Raw genomic sequence first — 14427 nt, 5'->3', positions numbered from 1 at the left:
GTGTTCGCTTCGGCCTCGGATAATGTGGTAAAAACAAAGAGATAGCGCATTTGAGGTGACTTGGCTTTCACTGAAGCGCTTCGGTTCTCAGTGAAAGGCAGCGTCCGCATTGCCTTTCACCGCCGAAACCGGGGCCGGATCAATCTCCTGCTCAACGACGCTTTTCACCAGGCCATGCGGTGGTTTCTCAGCCGCAGCCGGGTCGCTTTCAGCGGGCGCATCAAGCGTATCATCTTCCCAGCCCAGCATTAACGCATCGCTCGGGCCGTCCGTGACGACGACTTGACCATCCGGGCTACCCTCCCAAGCGTTGTCCAGCGCACCGTCTTCCACTTCCGTATGGTTCTCAGCCGCATGCGCATTCGGGTTGCTGTCGTCTTCCGCCACGGCCGCATGTTCAACGGCGCTCCCTTCATCGGCATGCGCAGCACTCTCGGCAGGCTTTGCCTCTTCCATCTGAGCGCCATGCCCTTCGCCGACGCCATCAGAGACCGCACCATGCTCTTCTTGATCTGCGGCATGCGTTTTCTGATCCGGGGCCGGTGCGTCAACGCCACCATGACCTGACGCTGCACCATCATTTTGCGAATGCGCTTCCGGCCCGCCAGGCTCCACCTGATGGCCCACATCCTCGGCGTCACCCGCACTGTGTGCACCTGCCTCCGGCGCGCCTGCACCTGCATGCGGCTCCGCCTCTGCATGAGGCGGCTGTTCAGTATCTTCCGATCCCAGGCCAACCATATTTTTCATCTTGTCGAAGAACGACAGCGCACTTTCCGGCTCTCCACCATGCTCGCTTGCCGCTGTCGCGGATTCCGATGCACCTTCGTGCCCTTCAGCGGCCGCACCATGACCGCCATTGTCCGACGTCTCGCCGTCGGCGCCACCATGCGCTTTTTCTGCCGCGCCCCCGTGCTCGCCGGCTGCGCCACCTTCCGGCGCGGCGGCGTGACCTTCTTCGCTCGGCTCTGAGGAACCAAGCCCGACAAAGCTCAACATCTTGCCGAACATGCCCGGCTCTTCAGCCGCCGCATGGCCATCGCTTTCCTCGCCGTGGCCCTCACCGGCTGCAGCGCCATGCCCGCCCTCAGCCGCCGGTTCAGCCGCGCCATGACCACTTGAGGCTTCCGCCTCACCACTGCCACCATGACCGGTCGTCTCGCCGGCAACAGCGGCAGCATCTTCCGGCGGTTTGCAGTCGGTCATATATTCATGATCGGTCATGGCAGACGTCAGGTCTTCCAGCGCATGTGCACTCAAAGCATGTTTGTTGCCATAGAAAATGCCATCATCGGCAGCCGAGCCTTCGTAATAATAGCCCTGATACTCTTCCGTCTCGCCGGGAATTTTCGTCGGGTCGGGAAAGATGAAAACCTCCGCCCCGAAAGCGCGACCGCGCATCTGCGCACGCACCGTCGGACCATCCTCAGCCAGAACCGCAACATGGATCAGCTCGGCAGGCAGCGTCTCCTCCATATGCTTGGCAACGCGCAGCGCCGTCTTCAGCCGTGTTTCAGCATCCCCGCCGGACACCCGGATATATTTGCGCAGCCAGGGAATATCGCGCCCGCGCACATCGGCAATGCGCACCACATCCTGGCATTCAAGCCCGTAGATGCTTTCCTTTGAAGGACCAAGAATGGCATCGCGCCCGAGGTAAAGCGCGGCAGCACCGCTCGCGCCGAACAGCACCGTTGCTGCCGACAGGATAATTACGACCTTCCGTGAAACCCGGATTTTGATCTTCATACCCATTACGCGATACGCGGACCCCAAGAACTAAACACTTGCGGCCAAATTCTTTTTCGACCGCCAAGCACTATTCTCGCAAATCCAGATTGATGAAGGATTAACCTATTGGGCAGCAATCGCCTCCGCCCATTATCACATGGACGCGCCAAAAAAGCAGACAGTCGCCACCAATAAAAAACTTGGCGAAGCATCCACTCTTTTGTATGACTTCCGCTCAGTGGTCCCGTAGCTCAGCAGGATAGAGCATCAGATTCCTAATCTGAGGGTCACGCGTTCGAATCGCGTCGGGATCACCATCATGACGTTGAAATCATTCGCGTTTATTCTAGGTTCTCCGTGGCGTACATTGAAAACAACGGAACGAAAGAGAACAGAAGTGCCGGCTTTGGAGCGGAAAGTGCCGGAAAAATCCGGAATCAGTGAGCGAGAAAAACGAGCTTCGATCTTACGGAATGACTTCGTCCGAAGAATTCTACGGCACGCAGTCCGCCATCGCAGCCACCCCCGTGGCCCGCGATAACCGATAGGCGGAGATCGCGGCGCGCACGACGGGTAATTCAAGGGCGCGACCCCTCTGCGAGCATCTGCGTGCTCACGTCTCTGATCACAAATCCTCTGCAGTGCTCTCCATCCATGCGCGATGGCGCAGCTCATCCTGATGGGCCTTTTCGAAGAATGCTTTCGATTGCGGGACTGCATCCTCATGGCGCGCTGCCCGTTCGTAGGCGATCACGGTGTCATCTTCGTTCGTTTTCATCGCCTTCAGGATTGAGGCATCACCCATGAGGTCGGCCATCGCGACCTTCCCTGTCGTCAGCATCTCCTTCATATCGCCTTCCTTGGGTGCCTCGATGCCGAGTTCACCCGCCATTTCAGTCAAAACTTCAACATGCTGCAAATGGTCCTGCTTGAACTCCGAAATCTTTGCGCTGAACGACTTGTTCTCAAGCCGCTCGATGCAAGAGCCATATGCGGCGATTGCGTCATGCTCGAGATAGAGCAGATTTTCGACCAGTTCTGCGATCTTGTCTTCTTTGCCAACCATAGTGACCATAAGTGCTTCTCCTTTTTGTAATCGGTGGCGCTTAACAACAGGTCACGCAGAAGGTTCCGACATCACCTGCGCGACAAAGAGCACTGCCGGTGGCTGTAGTCTTGCACCGTATCGTCGCCCAAGGCGGCAGATATTGGCCCTGTTCGAGCCGCGATCATGCGCTGAGATTGCCGCTTCCCATCCCCAGAATTAACCATTGGCGCGCGGCCGTGAATGACGGGTTTGTCAGCTTTTGGTAAGCATGATTGATGTATATCAATTCCGATGCAGATACCGGGTGTTACAGGGGGAACACGCCGATCGCGGGACTGAAGCTATGCAATTTGTCGCATATCTTAGTTTTTCAAGATATCGGGGGTTGACGGCATGTGCGCCAGACCTGAAAAGGTTTCGGCAAGTAAGTTGGAGAATACGGAATGGACTTCGAAGCATTTTTCAAGGGACAGCTTGAGGGACTTCACGAAGAAGGCCGCTATCGCGTTTTTGCTGATATCGAGCGGCAGCAGGGCAATTTCCCCAAGGCAACCCGCCACACGGAAAATGGCGTCCAGGACGTGACCGTATGGTGTTCCAACGACTATCTCGGCATGGGCCAGCATCCGAAAGTGATTGCGGCCATGAAGGAAGCCATCGACAAATGCGGGGCGGGTGCCGGCGGCACACGCAACATTTCCGGCACCAACCACTATCACGTTCTTCTGGAGAAGGAACTTGCCGACCTGCATGGCAAGGAAGCCGCACTGTTGTTCAACTCCGGCTACATGTCCAACTGGGCGTCGCTGACGACACTGGCGTCGCGCATTCCGGGCATGATCGTCTTTTCCGATTCGCTGAACCACGCCTCCATGATTGAGGGCATCCGCCATTCCAAGGCCGAGCGTGTTCTGTGGAAGCACAATGACATCGCCGATCTGGAAGCCAAGCTGCAGGCTGCTGATCCGGCAGCACCGAAGATGATTGCGTTCGAATCGGTCTATTCCATGGATGGCGATATCGCGCCGATCAAGGAAATCTGTGATCTCGCCGACAAATACGGCGCCATGACCTATCTCGATGAAGTGCACGCCGTTGGCCTTTACGGCCCGCGTGGTGGCGGCATTGCCGAGCGCGAAGGCCTGATGCACCGGGTGACCGTGATTGAAGGCACACTCGGCAAGGCATTCGGCGTTATGGGCGGTTACATTACCGGCTCTCACGCGCTGATCGACTTTGTGCGCTCCTTTGCTTCGGGCTTTATCTTCACCACCTCGCTGCCGCCGGCGCTGGCCGCTGGTGCGCTGGCGTCGATCCGGCATCTGAAAGAAAGTCAAGTGGAACGGCTCTGTCATCAGGAGCGGGTGCGCACCCTGCGCTCGCTCCTCAACGCAAAGGGCATCCCACACCTCGACAATCCAAGCCATATCGTGCCGGTGATTGTGGGTGACGCTGCCAAGTGCAAGTGGATTTCCGATATCCTTCTCGACAGCTACGGCGTCTATGTGCAGCCGATCAACTATCCGACTGTGCCGAAAAAGACCGAGCGTCTGCGCATCACACCGAGCCCGGTTCACAGCGATGATGACCTGCGCCATCTCGTCGGCGCGCTTCACGGCCTCTGGTCACAATGCGCGCTTGCCCGTGCGGTCGCTTGACCTGACAGGCCAGAAAGTCTTCTTTAGAACGGCGGATCATGACACCATGGTTCGCCGTTTTTGTTTGGGAGAACTGGGATGAAAGAGCGTATTGACGCGGCAATTGACAAGGCGATGGGCGAAAAGCGCATCACCGGCACGGCCATCATCGTCAAAAAAGATGGCGAAACCGTTTTCGAGCGTTTCGATGGCTTCGCCGACCGCGAAAGCGGTAAGCCGGTCGAACCCGACACGATTTTCCGCCTGGCATCCGTCACCAAGCCGCTGGTCGCTGCAACAGCACTCGCCATGATCGACAAAGGCAAGCTCTCGCTCGACACGCTGGTGCGCGAGCCCCTGCCCTATTTCACCCCGAAGGAACGGGACGGCACGCTGCCCGACATCACGGTGCGGCATCTGCTCACCCACACCGCCGGTTTTTCTTATGGGATCAACGCCTATGGCAAACCCGCCAGCGGTCAGGAGGTGGACGAAGGCCTTGTCAACTCAGACCTCAGCTTTGAGGAGAATTTCAGACGCATGGCAGCCATCCCGCTCCTCTACAAGCCGGGTAAACTGTGGCGTTATTCCACCGCAATCGATGTTCTGGGGGCTGTTATCGCAGCCGTTGAAGGAACGAGCCTTGATGAAGCGTTGCGCAAATATGTCACCGGCCCGCTTGGCATGTCCGACACCGGCTTTGTGCTGAGCGACAAGGACCGGCTGGCCACGCCCTATGCCGATGCCAAGCCGGAACCGGTGGTCATGCAGGATCCGCACACCGTCCCCGATCGCGAAGGCAATCCGCTGACCTTCTCGCCCAATCGCATATTCAACCCAAAGGCCTACCAGTCGGGCGGTGCAGGTGCCGTCGGCACGGCGCCGGATATCATCGCATTCCTGGAAGCCATCCGTCAGGGCGGCGCGCCCATTCTCAGCAAGGACATTACCGCTCAGGCCATGGCCAACCAGATTGGCACGACGCCGCGCCCCGACACCGAGGCCGGTATCCGCTTCGGTTTCATCGGTGCGGTGATCGAGGACGAGGCGGTCTCACGCGTGAAGCTGCCGAAGGGAACTGTCAACTGGGGCGGCGTCTACGGCCATTCATGGTTCATAGACCCGGTAAATGGCATTTCGACAATCATCATGACCAACAATGCCGTCGAAGGTTGCATGGGTGCTTACCCAGGCGAAATCATGAAGGCTATCTACGGATAGTCTCAGGCAGCACTCTTGCGATTGATCAGCGCCGTAGCACGGCGGCGCGCTTCGGCATCCACGGCGAAGATGGCGTCTATGTCGGTGGCGTCCTGCCACGCGAGCATGTCCTCCATCACAGCTTCAGCGATCTCTGCCATGTCGAGAAAGCCGATCCGGTCTTCCACGAAGGCCTCGAACGCCGTTTCCTCGGCAGCGTTCATGATCGCGGCCTGACAGCCGCCGCGAGTCAGTGCGGTGCGAGCAAGGCGCAGCGCCGGAAATCTGTCTTCATCCGGGGCCTCGAAATCAAGCCTTGAAAGCTTGGCAAAATCCAGCCGATCGACATTAAGATTGGGCCGTCCCGGATAGCAGATCGCATGGCCAATGGCCGTGCGCATATCGGGCGCGCCAAGCTGGGCCAGCACCGAGCCGTCCGTATAGCCCACCATCGAATGGACGATGGATTGCGGATGCACGATCACTTCAATCTGCTCCGGGCGCACGTCAAAGAGATGCTTGGCCTCGATCATCTCCAGCGCCTTGTTGAACATGGAGGCGCTGCCGACCGAAATCTTCAGACCCATCGACCAGTTCGGGTGAACGCGCGCAACGGATGCTGTAACCCCCGCCATCTTCTCCCTGCTCCAGGTGCGGAACGGACCCCCGGATGCGGTGATGACAATACGCTCCAGCGCATCGCGGTTGTGTGTTTCCAGAACCTGAAAAATGGCGCTGTGTTCGCTGTCCACCGGCAGCAGCTTGCCACCACCTGCGGCGACCGCCTGGACGAACAATTCGCCTGCTGTGACGAGACACTCCTTGTTGGCAAGGGCAATATCAGCCCCGCGCCGCGCCGCGGCAAGCGTTGGCGCAAGGCCCGCGGTCCCGACAATGGCCGCCATCACAATGCCGGCATCCATCTCTGCGGCTTCCATCAGCCCTGCCTTGCCGGCTGCAACGCTGATGCCGGTGCCGGAAAGCGCTGATTTCAGCTCGGAATAATGCTCTTCATTGGCCGTTACCGCCAGTTGCGCGCCCGTGGCAATTGCCTGTTCGGCCAGCAGCGCGATATTACCGTTGCCGGTCAGCGCACCAACCTGGAATGCATCGCGTCCACCCATCTGGGACATCACATCCAACGTGCTCACGCCGATAGAACCGGTCGATCCCAGAACCGAAATTGTACGCATTTCAAGCCTCTTCTTGCCCACGATGCAGGCAGCCCATTTCGCGACGGCTATACCATCCTCCGACGCTCAGGTCACGCCTGCCGAGGAAAAGCTCAACTGTTCAAAGGCTCTTTTCCAGCGAGGTCGTCAAGGATCGGGCAATCGGGACGATGATCGCCGTGACAGCAACGCACCAGATTACCAAGTGTCGTCTTGAGACCGTTCAACTGGGCAATCTTTTCTTCGATCTCGTCAATCTTCTGCTGCGCCAGCGATTTCACATCGCCACTTGCTCGGTGCTTGTCATCATAAAGCGAAAGCAGCATGCGGCATTCCTCGATGGAAAAGCCGAGACTGCGCGACCGCTGCAGAAATTTCAGCCGATGCCCGTCAACATCGGAATAGTCGCGATAGCCGTTTTCGCTTCTGTCCGGCACCACCAGCCCGATTTCCTCATAGTAACGGATTGTCTTGGGTGGAAGCCCGGAAATCTCCGCCGCTTTTCCGATATTCATCGTCTGTCTCCAACAAAAATGGGATACGCCACCGAAGGCGTACCCCTTTTTAAAGCTTCCAGCGTCTGGAAGGTCAAGCCTGCTCAGCCAGCAGCGGCCACGGCCCGCTTGGCCATGACCTTCACCAGATGCGCCCGGTATTCGGATGTTCCGTGCAGATCGGAAAGCATGTCTTCCGCATCCACATGAATCCCGGCCACGGCATCTGCAGACCAGTGAGACGCCAATGCCTGCTCCATGCCGGCATGGCGGAACACACCGTCTGACCCCGCGCCGGTGACGGCAACACGCACATCCCCGCCGTTCTTGGCCACGAAGACACCCGCCATGGCATAACGCGACGCCGGGTTGGCGAATTTGGCATAGGCCGCTTTCTCCGGTGCTTCAAACGAAAAAGCCGTGATGATTTCGTCTTCTTCAAGCGCCGTTTCAAAAAGGCCCTTGAAGAAATCATCGGCGGCGATTTCCCGCTTGTTGGTGATCACCGTCATATTCAGCGCCAGCACGGCTGACGGATAGTCGGCAGCCGGATCGTTATTGGCCACAGAGCCGCCGATCGTGCCCATGTGACGCACATGGGGATCACCGATATGGCTGGCCAGGTCGCAAAGCGCAGGGCAAACGGCCCTGAGCTCCGCTGAGCTTGCCACATCGTAGTGACAGGTTCCCGCACCGATGCGAACGGAACGGCCATTGACCGAAATCCCCTTCATGGCATCGATATGGCGCAGATCCACGAGATCGGACGGTGCGGCAAGGCGCTGCTTCATGGTTGCAATCAGCGTCATGCCCCCGGCCAGAAATTTGCCATCCTCGGCCTTCCCCAGAAGGCTGACGGCTTCATCAACCGAAGATGCGCGATGATAAGTTGTCTCATACATGTCTTCTTCCCTTCGATCAGATGCGGTTGACCGCTTCCCACACCTTCTGCGGGGTCGCGGGCATGGTCAAGTTGTTGTTGCCAATGGCGTCCGTGACGGCATTCATGAAGGCCGGTGGTGAACCGATCGCTCCAGCCTCACCGCAGCCTTTCAGACCCAGCGGATTGCCGGGGCACGGCGTATTCTGATGCGACACTTCAAAGGATGGCAGCACATCGGCGCGCGGCATGGCGTAATCCATGTAGCTTGCAGTGATCAACTGTCCCGTATCCGGGTCATAGTGAACGCCTTCCAGCATGGCCTGGCCAATGCCCTGGGCGATACCGCCATGCACCTGCCCCTCAACAATCATCGGATTGATGATATTGCCGAAGTCGTCGGCAGCCACGAACTGCACGATGTCGGTCACACCGGTTTCGGGATCGACTTCCACTTCACAGATGTAGCAGCCCGCCGGAAAGGTGAAGTTCGACGGATCGTAGAACGCACCTTCCTTCAGGCCGGGCTCCATGCCTTCCGGCAGGTTGTGCGCGGTATAGGCTGCCAGCGTCAGCTCAAACCACTGCAGCGCCTTGTCCGTGCCGGCAACCTTCACCTGGCCGTCCTCGATCACGATATCGCTTTCGTCGGCTTCCAGAAGATGCGCGGCCAGTTTCTTGGCCTTCGCTTCCACCTTGTCGAGCGCCTTCACAATGGCCGACATGCCGACCGCACCGGAACGGGAGCCATAGGTCCCCATGCCCATCTGCACCTTGTCGGTATCGCCATGCACGATGTTGACATTCGAAATCGGCATGCCGAGACGCTCGGAAACCAGCTGTGCGAAGGTGGTTTCATGGCCCTGGCCGTGGCTGTGCGACCCGGTCAGGATTTCCACCGTCCCGACAGCATTGACCCGCACTTCCGCCGATTCCCACAGACCCACACCGGCACCCAGCGAACCCACCGCAGCCGACGGCGCAATCCCACAGGCTTCAATGTAGCAGCTCATGCCGATACCGCGCTTCTTGCCACGCGATGCGGCTTCCGCCCGGCGAGCCTCAAACCCGTTCCAGTCAGCCGCTTCCATCGCCGCATTCAGCGAGGCTTCGTAGTCGCCAGTATCGTAGTTCATGATGACCGGCGTCTGATGCGGAAACTCGCGGATGAAGTTGATCCGGCGAAGCTCCGCCGGCGACATGCCAAGCTCGCGCGCCGCCGTTTCCACCGTGCGCTCCAGAAGGTAGGTTGCTTCCGGGCGTCCAGCCCCGCGATAGGCATCCACCGGCACCGTATTGGTGTAAACCGCCTTCACCTCGGCATGGATGGCCGGAATGTTGTATTGGCCGGAAAGCAGCGTCGCATAGAGATAGGTCGGAACCGCCGAGGAGAACAGCGACATATAGGCGCCGAAATTCGCGGTGGTCTCCACCTTCAGCGCGGTAATGCGGTTGTTGGCGTCAAACGCCATCTTCACCTGGGACACATGATCGCGACCATGCGCATCGGTGAGAAACGCTTCCGTGCGGTCGGAATTCCATTTCACCGGAACGCCGGTTTTGCGCGATGCCCAAAGACAGGTTATTTCTTCCGGGTAGATATAGATCTTCGATCCGAACCCGCCGCCGACATCGGGCGCAATCACCCGCAGCTTGTTTTCCGGTGCCACATTGTAAAACGCGCTCATCACCAGACGCGCCGCATGCGGGTTCTGGCTGGTCGTGTAGCACGTGTAATGATCTTCCGCCGTGTCGTAGATGCCCAGCGCAGCACGCGGTTCCATCGGGTTTGGCGAAAGGCGGTTATTGGTGATCTCGATTTCGGTAATGTGGGCAGCCGTTGCCAGCGCGGCCTCCGTCGCCGCCTGATCACCGATCTCCCAATCATAGATCAGATTGTTTTTCGCCTCGGGGTGGATTTGCGGCTGGCCATCCTGCAGTGCCGTCAAAGCCTCGGTCACATGCGGCAAGGGCTCGTAGTCCACCACGACGGCTTCCGCCGCATCGCGTGCTTCAGCCTGGCTGTCGGCCACAACGATGGCCACCGCATCGCCAACATAGCGAACCGTGTCGTAAGCCAGCGGACGCCACGCACCCATGTTCATCGGCGACCCGTCCTTGGAGTGGATCATCCATCCGCAAATGAGGTTGCCGATGCCGTCTTCCTGCATCGCCTTGCCTTCCAGAACGTCGATGACGCCCGGCATGTCTTTCGCCGCTGAAAGGTCAATGCTCTTGATTTTGGCATGCGCATGCGGGCTGCGGACAAAGGCCGCAAATTTCATTCCCGGCACCACCATGTCATCCACATACCGGCCCTTGCCGGTGAGGAAGCGCTTGTCTTCCTTGCGCGTTACGCGCGCTCCAATACCTTCAACACCCATATCTCTCTCCTCCCGAGAATTCGATTGAGTTCAAATCCAGAAATGAAAATGCCTATTCAGCGGCCTGCTTTGCGCCATACATCTCCGCATTGGCGGCCAGAACGGCTTTGACGATGTTGTGGTAGCCGGTGCAACGACAGAGATTGCCCTCAAGCTCCGCACGCACAGTCTTTTCATCCAGGTTGCCGCCGTGGCGACGGATGATATCGGTCGCTGCCATCACCATGCCCGGCGTACAGAAACCGCATTGCAGCCCGTGATGCTCCTTGAACGCCGCCTGCACCGGATGCAGTTCATCGCCTTTGGACAGACCTTCAATAGTGGTGATTTCCGAGCCATTTGCCTGGGCCGCAAGAATTGTGCAGCTCTTCACGGACTTTCCGTCCATATGCACGACGCAAACGCCGCATTGGGTCGTGTCGCAACCGACATGAGTACCCGTCAGACCAAGATTTTCGCGGATGAACGTGCTGAGAAGTGTGCGGTCTGCACACTCGCCGCTCATCTTGCGGCCATTCACAGTCAATGTCACTTTAGTCATCAATTCCTCCCTCGCACATCTTATGAATATGCGTATCCTATCATTTGACTTTTTTGAGGCGGGATCAATGGGCAACGCGGATCAAAATGAACGATTTTGCCATCACGCGCAAAACCCCGTCCCGCTAACCTTAAAGTTGGATCACATTTGCGACAGTCTTGCGAACTGATTGGCTTTGGAGCATCCTTTATTTCGCGTCGGGAAGAGGAAGGGTCCTTAATTGGAACTTTTTTCGCGCCTAGACATTGAATATCCTAACGTCATTGGACGTTAGGCAAAGGGTTTATGAAAAGCCACGGTCGCGTCGCACCGTCTGCTTAGGGAGACTAGTATGAAGAAGGTAATTGCTCTTGTTTTCGTTGCTCTGACCGCTGTGAGTTGCTCACAGACTGAAAAAGGCGCAGCAACAGGTGCCGCTGCAGGCGCAATCGTAGGCGGCATTGTGGGCGGCAACGTCCAGGGCGCAGCAATCGGTGCAGCCATTGGCGGTGTTGGTGGCGCGCTTTTGGGTGCCGCAAACGAGCCTGGCCGTTGCTACTATCGGGATCGTTATGGGCGCGAGTATGTTGACGCCTGCCCGGCCGGCTATCGCTAGTAGAATTGACTAGCTAGAATTAGCTAGAAGACAGGCTAAAAATGAAACCGGCGCGCAATCGCCGGTTTTTTGCTTTTTGCTCCATTTTGCAACACAATACTTATTACACGAGTTCGATTTCCTTGTTTTCGTAAATATAATCATTAAAATACAACCTAATGTATACGATGGGCAGAATCGCCATCCCTGGCATTATTTTCCGATCAAGTATTTGTTTTATATGATGAAAATAGATATATACAAAAAATTATGTGTCAAAGGCGAGCAGAAGACACCCTCGAGACTTTATTAAATTATTTCTTAATGAATCTAGAGATAGGCTTCCATTATTGTTTGCAGGCGTTTCCATGTGCCCGAGCCGGACACACGGAAAACCCAGTGGGGACCGGGGCAAGGCTGCAAAACATCTAGCGGAAGGAAAAACCAAATGTTCAGCTTTAGCTCTGACGCAAATGCAATAATAGAAGCCCTAAGCAAGTCTCAGGCGATCATTGAATTCGACATGACAGGCAAAATTCTCAAAGCCAATGAGAACTTTTGCAAGGCACTCGGCTACTCGGCGGACGAAATCGTCGGCAAGCATCACTCCATGTTTGTCGACCCCACTTATGCGGCCTCTTCGGACTATCAGGAGTTTTGGGCTCGTTTGAACCGCGGTGAGTTCGACAACCGTCAATACAAGCGCATTGGCAAGGGCGGCCGAGAAGTTTGGATCGAAGCCAGCTATAACCCCGTCTTCAAGGGAAGCAAGCCAGTGAAGGTGGTAAAATTCGCCACTGACATCACCGCCACAAGAATCAAATCGATGGAAGACGCCGGCAAGCTGAGCGCGCTTTCCCGCTCGCAGGCCGTTATCGAATTCACACCGAAGGGCGAAATCATCACCGCCAATGAAAATTTCTGCAACACCCTCGGCTATCAGCTTTCGGAGATACAGGGCAGAGCCCATTCCATGTTCTGCGAGCCGGCTTATGTCAGCTCTGAAGCCTACAGCCGCTTCTGGGCGGACCTGAACCGGGGCGAGTTTCAGTCCGACGAATTCAGACGGATCGGCAAAGGCGGCAAGGAAGTCTGGATTCAGGCAAGCTACAATCCAATTGTGGATGAGCAAGGCCGGGTGTTCAAGGTCGTGAAATTCGCAACCGACATTACCGATCGCGTACATGCTGTTGAAACGCTGGGGACGGCGCTGCAGGATTTGGCTGACGGCGATCTGGAACAGCGCATCACGATTGCCTTCCCGCCAAACATTGCCAAACTGCGCGAAGACTTCAACGAATCGGTCGCGCGTCTTGAGGCTGCCCTTGGCTCCATCGGCAACAATGCCGCTGCCATCGCAGCCGGTGCAGCGGAAGTCCGCACCAGCGCCGACGATCTGGCACGCAGAACAGAGCAGCAAGCCGCTTCCGTTGAAGAGACGGCTGCCGCACTGGAACAGATCACCACAACGGTCAACGACTCGTCACAGCGCGCCAACGAGGCTGGTCAGCTGGTTGCCAAAACCCGCGAAAACGCCGAACATTCCGGACAGGTCGTCCGCCAGGCAGTCACTGCCATGGACGAAATCCAGAGTTCGTCAAACGAGATCAGCAATATTATCGGCGTCATCGATGATATCGCCTTCCAGACCAACCTTCTGGCACTCAACGCCGGGGTGGAAGCCGCCCGCGCCGGCGAAGCCGGCAAGGGGTTTGCAGTTGTCGCCCAGGAAGTGCGCGAGCTGGCTCAGCGCTCTGCCAATGCCGCAAAGGAGATCAAGGATCTGATCACCCGTTCCGGCGACAAGGTCAAACACGGCGTTTCGCTGGTCGACAGAACCGGCAAGGCGCTGGAAGAGATCGTAATTCAAGTACAGCAAATTAACACAAATGTAACGGCTATCGTGGAAGCTTCCCGTGAACAGGCTGTCGGCCTGAAGGAAATCAACACGGCGGTCAACACGATGGACCAGGGTACTCAGCAGAACGCAGCGATGGTGGAGGAATCAAACGCCGCCAGCCATTCGCTTGCCAATGAGGCCCGCTCGCTCAGCGAGATGCTTGCGCAGTTCAAGACTGGCACTGCCGCTGCAGGCCGACCAGCCCAGACAGCACGAGCACCGGCTCCGGCAAAACCTTCGGTCGCGCCTGCCCGCTCCAATGCAAGACCTATTCAATCTCCGGCACGTCAAATGGCGCAAAAAGTGGCCAGCGCATTCTCTGCCGGTGGAGCAGCAACAGCGGCCGCTACGGACAACTGGGAAGAATTTTGAACATGACCCAAGCAACCAACATGACCAAGTTCGCAGGTGAAACCCTCGAAATCATCGCATTCCGCCTGCATGATCAGGAGTTCTGCGTGAAAACGACGACCATCCGCGAAATCCGCGGCTGGGCACCCTGCACACCCATCCCGCACTCTCCGCCGGAAGTCATCGGCGTGATGAACCTGCGCGGCTCGGTGATCCCGATCATCGACCTGTCCTACAAGCTCGGCATGAAGAGCACGGAAGCCAACGAGCGCTCTGCCATCGTGGTTGCGGAAGTCCACAATATGGTCATCGGCATGCTGGTTGACCGCGTTTCTGACATTCTGACCGTTGCCGGCAACGACATTCAGCCGGTTCCGGAAATCTCCTCCTCCTTCGACCGCAGCTTCGCCGAAGGCATTATCGCCAACGAAAACGGCATGATCTGCTTCCTGAACCTCGCCAAGATGTTCAAGGAAAACGAAGTGGACGAACTGGCAGCCGCCTGACCCCCGTCG

Annotated in this window: 12 protein-coding genes and 1 tRNA gene; 6 read left to right on the top strand and 7 right to left on the bottom strand. The window is 57.4% G+C overall.

What is annotated here, in order from left to right:
• Nucleotides 1–87: 87 nt before the first annotated feature.
• Entirely contained in the window at nucleotides 88–1749 is a 1662-nt protein-coding gene (locus NHF56_RS01735; RefSeq protein WP_252801001.1) for a hypothetical protein, read from the bottom strand.
• 222 nt (nucleotides 1750–1971) lie between these two features.
• Here NHF56_RS01735 and NHF56_RS01730 point away from each other — a divergent pair.
• Nucleotides 1972–2048 (top strand) — tRNA-Arg (locus NHF56_RS01730).
• 308 nt (nucleotides 2049–2356) lie between these two features.
• Here NHF56_RS01730 and NHF56_RS01725 read toward each other — a convergent pair.
• On the bottom strand, nucleotides 2357–2806 hold the full coding sequence (locus tag NHF56_RS01725) for a DUF2383 domain-containing protein (RefSeq protein ID WP_252800999.1): 450 nt from the start codon (nucleotides 2804–2806) through the stop codon (nucleotides 2357–2359).
• A gap of 416 nt (nucleotides 2807–3222) precedes the next feature.
• Between NHF56_RS01725 and hemA the strand changes: the two genes are divergently transcribed.
• Complete coding sequence (gene hemA / locus NHF56_RS01720; RefSeq protein ID WP_252800998.1) at nucleotides 3223–4437, top strand: 5-aminolevulinate synthase; 1215 nt, start codon at nucleotides 3223–3225, stop codon at nucleotides 4435–4437.
• A 78-nt stretch (nucleotides 4438–4515) separates the two neighbouring features.
• Nucleotides 4516–5637, top strand: coding sequence for a serine hydrolase (locus tag NHF56_RS01715; RefSeq protein WP_252800997.1), 1122 nt, complete (start codon nucleotides 4516–4518; stop codon nucleotides 5635–5637).
• 2 nt (nucleotides 5638–5639) lie between these two features.
• Here NHF56_RS01715 and dxr read toward each other — a convergent pair whose 3' ends face one another.
• From dxr to NHF56_RS01690, 5 genes are all read right to left on the bottom strand, one after another.
• On the bottom strand, nucleotides 5640–6809 hold the full coding sequence (gene dxr / locus NHF56_RS01710; RefSeq protein WP_252800995.1) for a 1-deoxy-D-xylulose-5-phosphate reductoisomerase: 1170 nt from the start codon (nucleotides 6807–6809) through the stop codon (nucleotides 5640–5642).
• Between the two features lie 92 nt (nucleotides 6810–6901).
• Nucleotides 6902–7303 carry a Cu(I)-responsive transcriptional regulator gene (cueR, locus tag NHF56_RS01705; RefSeq protein WP_252800992.1) on the bottom strand — a complete coding sequence of 134 codons (402 nt, stop codon included), beginning with the start codon at nucleotides 7301–7303 and terminating at the stop codon, nucleotides 6902–6904.
• 83 nt (nucleotides 7304–7386) lie between these two features.
• On the bottom strand, nucleotides 7387–8184 hold the full coding sequence (locus NHF56_RS01700; RefSeq protein ID WP_252800990.1) for a xanthine dehydrogenase family protein subunit M: 798 nt from the start codon (nucleotides 8182–8184) through the stop codon (nucleotides 7387–7389).
• A 16-nt stretch (nucleotides 8185–8200) separates the two neighbouring features.
• Complete coding sequence (locus NHF56_RS01695) at nucleotides 8201–10546, bottom strand: xanthine dehydrogenase family protein molybdopterin-binding subunit (RefSeq protein ID WP_252800988.1); 2346 nt, start codon at nucleotides 10544–10546, stop codon at nucleotides 8201–8203.
• 52 nt (nucleotides 10547–10598) lie between these two features.
• Nucleotides 10599–11087: a (2Fe-2S)-binding protein gene (locus NHF56_RS01690; RefSeq protein ID WP_252800986.1), complete on the bottom strand. Its 489-nt coding sequence runs from the start codon at nucleotides 11085–11087 to the stop codon at nucleotides 10599–10601.
• A 331-nt stretch (nucleotides 11088–11418) separates the two neighbouring features.
• Here NHF56_RS01690 and NHF56_RS01685 point away from each other — a divergent pair, with 331 nt between their 5' ends.
• The 3 genes from NHF56_RS01685 to NHF56_RS01675 all read left to right on the top strand — a co-directional run bounded on the left by NHF56_RS01685 (nucleotide 11419) and on the right by NHF56_RS01675 (nucleotide 14418).
• Nucleotides 11419–11682, top strand: coding sequence for a YMGG-like glycine zipper-containing protein (locus NHF56_RS01685; protein WP_252800984.1), 264 nt, complete (start codon nucleotides 11419–11421; stop codon nucleotides 11680–11682).
• A 427-nt stretch (nucleotides 11683–12109) separates the two neighbouring features.
• Nucleotides 12110–13933: a methyl-accepting chemotaxis protein gene (locus NHF56_RS01680; RefSeq protein WP_252800982.1), complete on the top strand. Its 1824-nt coding sequence runs from the start codon at nucleotides 12110–12112 to the stop codon at nucleotides 13931–13933.
• A gap of 2 nt (nucleotides 13934–13935) precedes the next feature.
• The gene (locus NHF56_RS01675) at nucleotides 13936–14418 is read left to right on the top strand and encodes a chemotaxis protein CheW (protein WP_252800980.1); all 483 of its coding nucleotides are present in this window, start codon (nucleotides 13936–13938) and stop codon (nucleotides 14416–14418) included.
• Nucleotides 14419–14427 lie beyond the last annotated feature (9 nt).

This window comes from Rhizobium sp. L1K21 (assembly GCF_024055895.1).
GTDB lineage: Bacteria > Pseudomonadota > Alphaproteobacteria > Rhizobiales > Rhizobiaceae > Ensifer_A.
The sequence above is the reverse complement of the archived record's forward strand: the minus strand, read 5'-3'. Positions and strand labels throughout refer to the sequence as shown.

What these genes read in the sequence shown, in the direction of transcription:
- NHF56_RS01735 (WP_252801001.1), bottom strand. Translation starts at nt 1,749, where the DNA reads ATGAAGATCAAAATCCGGGTTTCACGGAAGGTCGTAATTATCCTGTCG.
- NHF56_RS01725 (WP_252800999.1), bottom strand. Translation starts at nt 2,806, where the DNA reads ATGGTCACTATGGTTGGCAAAGAAGACAAGATCGCAGAACTGGTCGAA.
- hemA (WP_252800998.1), top strand. Translation starts at nt 3,223, where the DNA reads ATGGACTTCGAAGCATTTTTCAAGGGACAGCTTGAGGGACTTCACGAA.
- NHF56_RS01715 (WP_252800997.1), top strand. Translation starts at nt 4,516, where the DNA reads ATGAAAGAGCGTATTGACGCGGCAATTGACAAGGCGATGGGCGAAAAG.
- dxr (WP_252800995.1), bottom strand. Translation starts at nt 6,809, where the DNA reads ATGCGTACAATTTCGGTTCTGGGATCGACCGGTTCTATCGGCGTGAGC.
- cueR (WP_252800992.1), bottom strand. Translation starts at nt 7,303, where the DNA reads ATGAATATCGGAAAAGCGGCGGAGATTTCCGGGCTTCCACCCAAGACA.
- NHF56_RS01700 (WP_252800990.1), bottom strand. Translation starts at nt 8,184, where the DNA reads ATGTATGAGACAACTTATCATCGCGCATCTTCGGTTGATGAAGCCGTC.
- NHF56_RS01695 (WP_252800988.1), bottom strand. Translation starts at nt 10,546, where the DNA reads ATGGGTGTTGAAGGTATTGGAGCGCGCGTAACGCGCAAGGAAGACAAG.
- NHF56_RS01690 (WP_252800986.1), bottom strand. Translation starts at nt 11,087, where the DNA reads ATGACTAAAGTGACATTGACTGTGAATGGCCGCAAGATGAGCGGCGAG.
- NHF56_RS01685 (WP_252800984.1), top strand. Translation starts at nt 11,419, where the DNA reads ATGAAGAAGGTAATTGCTCTTGTTTTCGTTGCTCTGACCGCTGTGAGT.
- NHF56_RS01680 (WP_252800982.1), top strand. Translation starts at nt 12,110, where the DNA reads ATGTTCAGCTTTAGCTCTGACGCAAATGCAATAATAGAAGCCCTAAGC.
- NHF56_RS01675 (WP_252800980.1), top strand. Translation starts at nt 13,936, where the DNA reads ATGACCCAAGCAACCAACATGACCAAGTTCGCAGGTGAAACCCTCGAA.